At 38.1% G+C, this 3,117-nt stretch carries 3 protein-coding genes; all 3 read right to left on the reverse strand.

Features of this window, described 5'->3' with window-relative positions; all coding sequences use genetic code 11:
- On the reverse strand, window positions 1-1,618 hold a 1,618-nt coding region (locus tag WA010_RS08575), incomplete at its 3' end, for a Calx-beta domain-containing protein (protein WP_422556712.1).
- A 14-nt stretch (window positions 1,619-1,632) separates the two neighbouring features.
- On the reverse strand, window positions 1,633-2,670 hold the full coding sequence (locus tag WA010_RS08580) for a lysozyme inhibitor LprI family protein (RefSeq protein ID WP_422556713.1): 1,038 nt from the start codon (window positions 2,668-2,670) through the stop codon (window positions 1,633-1,635).
- Window positions 2,671-3,117, reverse strand: a 447-nt coding sequence (locus WA010_RS08585; RefSeq protein ID WP_422556714.1) for a hypothetical protein, incomplete at its 5' end; no start/stop codon positions are given.

A 3,117-nucleotide genomic window follows, 5' to 3' on the forward strand; every position in this document is an offset into this window, starting at 1 on the left:
AGTTTCCGTACTGCACATAGTCACTGCCTGTATTAGCTGTTCCGTCTTGGGTGATGAAGTCGATAGAGACATCTTCACTGAGTATTTCGGAGAGGCTAACGACAAAGCTGATCGTCCCTGCACTCTCGATGGCTTGAGCATTGGAGACGCTTACGGTGACGTATTTGGGGTCGGGATCGGGGTTTGGGTTTGGCTCTTCCGGATCCTCTTCTCCTCCGACGCCTTCCTCTTCGGATGGAATAAGTTTAATTCCTAATGCCTCTTTGGTTTGAGCGTTCCAGTTTTGAATCTCAATCCCTAATCCGCTTGTACTTGATTTAGTACGGACGTATAGGATATTTCCGTTTTCTTGATAGTAGAAGTTGGCATCTTCGTAGTAGCTTTCCCCTTTGACCTGAGTTTTCTCCCCACTCAGATCGATGTTTTTATAGACGACTCTCCCCACATTGCCATCATCATAGATGATATCACCTAGACCTGTGATATAGGTATCGTCTCCTATTCCGCCATAGAGTTTATCTTGTTCACTATCATCTTGTCCGAAACCGTAATATCCCAATAGGGTATCATCACCGGAACCGCCATCGAGGGTGTCCATTCCCTCTCCGCCGATGAGAGTGTCTTTGCCATCTCCGCCGTATGCTACGTCCGAACCGCCAGCACCCTCGATATAATCATCTCCTCGCTCTCCGAAGATTAAGTCGTTTTTGGAAGTGCCGGTGAGGGTGTCGCTGTAACTGTTGTTTTCTAAATAAGCATAACTTGCAAGTCCTTTACCAACTTGTACGTCTCCATCGATATTTATGCCTTCGCCGTATTGAGAGATTAGATAGTCACGAGCGGGGGAGATTTTAGTGTTTATTAACCCATCTTTTTCATATTCACTTTTTACAGGATCACTATTTTTTAAAGGTATACTATTATCGTGTTCAACTTCATAAATTTTATCTTTATGAAGAGTATACATCCTCATTATCTGTTTATAATCATCTTGGGTCATACTGGGTTGAGTAAGACTAAATCCGTTCGACTCACTGATTCTTCGATTTGCAATACCAGTCCCATAGAGTTTATAACTCTCTCCACCATTTGACATATAGCGCATTTGAAACCATGCTTCAGCACGATTACCATTTTTCACAGCACTTGCAAGATTACTGCCAATAACTCCATTATATGCTATATCTATCAATGCTATTAATTCCTTGGAATCCAATAAACTATTGTATGAGTTTTCACCGATTTTCTTTTTAACCCTGTCAGCATATTCTTCTTTAATTTCAATAAAAACTGCCTTTGCCTGAGCTTCACTAATACTGATATTAAGCTTATCAGTCAGCGTATCAACCGTAGTAAGTTTACCAGCTTTAAATGCTACTTCAATGTCATCAAGGATCTGCTTATCAGATGCACTAATCACTACACCAGCTCTTTTCATAGCTGCAATGATATTTGTATTAAGCCTTTTTGATTTTTTATCAAATAATGCAAATCCTACGCCTATCGTAGGTGTATCTCCATTATCATAATAAGCTTTTTCTGAGAAACTCTCTGCTTTTTTAATGATTTTAAAAAACTCATCGTCGAAATTACTGATTTTATGAGGTACTATTGCCATTGTTATCTCTCCTTTTATTTTCTATAATCAATTTGAACTGTTGTGTTATAAACTCGTTCGACATCAGGAATATAGCTTTCTGCTCTTCCACCTCTTAAGCTATGAATATAAATGCTATTTTCATCTAATTCAAACAAAAAACTCTCACCATTGTGCATCAATACACCAATATTACCTATATATCGAGTTCCATTGAACATGCCATTGATATTTTCTTTCCAATCAAAACTTGATTCTTTATTTCCTTCATTGAGATTTATAACCGTTATTTGAGCAAGGCTAAGACCAGAAAGCTTTACTTTTCTATCGATTTCTTTTTGTTTTAACATGGCATCTGCAAAAAATAGATAAGCCTTACGGGTTTTATTTGTTGTATAACGCTCGTCGATAGAATAAAGTTTCAGCTTACCAGTGGATTTATATGCTTTATCTTCTTTCATCAAACGGTTGAGTTCTTTTTGTGATAAAAGAAGATATTTACTTTGATATTTACTAATTAGATCATCGTCATCTGGAATTAGACTGTATACCAATGCATTTTTCTCCTCAGGACTAAGTTGTGATAAATATTTTTTAAATTGTGATTCGTTGATATTATTACCGATTGCAATAGGTTGCATAAGTTCAACTGTTTTAGGATGGTTTTGCATGGCTATACAAAGGTCTTTAAACTCTTTTGTGTTGGTAGTATTACAATCAAAATATTGAATCAATTTAAAAATAGTAGCCGCTGAAGGTTCTGTATCTTTATTCAACCATGCTGTGTTCAAATGAGTGATTCTCAAATGGTGTAAGCTATTTAAGCATTGTTTAGTAGTGCAAGTATTTCTATCGTATTTCAACCAATAGTATTGTTCTTCTTTTAAATGTTCTTTCTCATCGGTAACTGTTAGAGCCTCTTTAAATGCTTTCGAAAGATTTTCATCCAATGCCGACAACTCAGGATCAGCACAAATCATCTTCTCCACTTTACTGGTTGCTTTCGCACAATCAAAACTCGCTCCGAATACTGTGACACTCAGGAGGAATATTAGGGTTAATAACTTTTTCATTTAGGCTGCCTTTCTTTGGAATTTTTGATTTATAAAATCGAAACTATTTGCATAGTCATAGTGGGTATCGCTAAACACATCACCATAATAGGCTTGTATGGCGAACATCGCCTCGTAGCGTTCCATGAGGAGATTGAAATGTTCGGTGATATACGCTTCATTTCCGAAGGTTTGGGTATGGTAGCCGCCGTTGGTGTTCATGCTTAGATGGTATTCACTACGCCATCCGTCTTTTTTTGATCCTACGAACCGCTCCAGTATCCACAGTTTTAGAGAAGGGACTTCGTAGAGATAGGGAGAAAACTCTTCTTCACTGAACCCCTTGCTTTTTGCCATATCGTAGAATCCCGACCATCGGAGGATAAATTCACCGAAGTTGGCACTCGCACGCTCTTTGTCGTTCATAAAGGTGAGAGCGAGTTCTTTGAGCTTCGGATCGAGGTTATA

The organism is Sulfuricurvum sp., from assembly GCF_049305995.1.
GTDB lineage: Bacteria > Campylobacterota > Campylobacteria > Campylobacterales > Sulfurimonadaceae > Sulfuricurvum.

Excerpts from the sequence above, each read along its gene's own strand:
- WA010_RS08580 (WP_422556713.1), bottom strand. The coding sequence starts at position 2,670 with ATGAAAAAGTTATTAACCCTAATATTCCTCCTGAGTGTCACAGTATTC.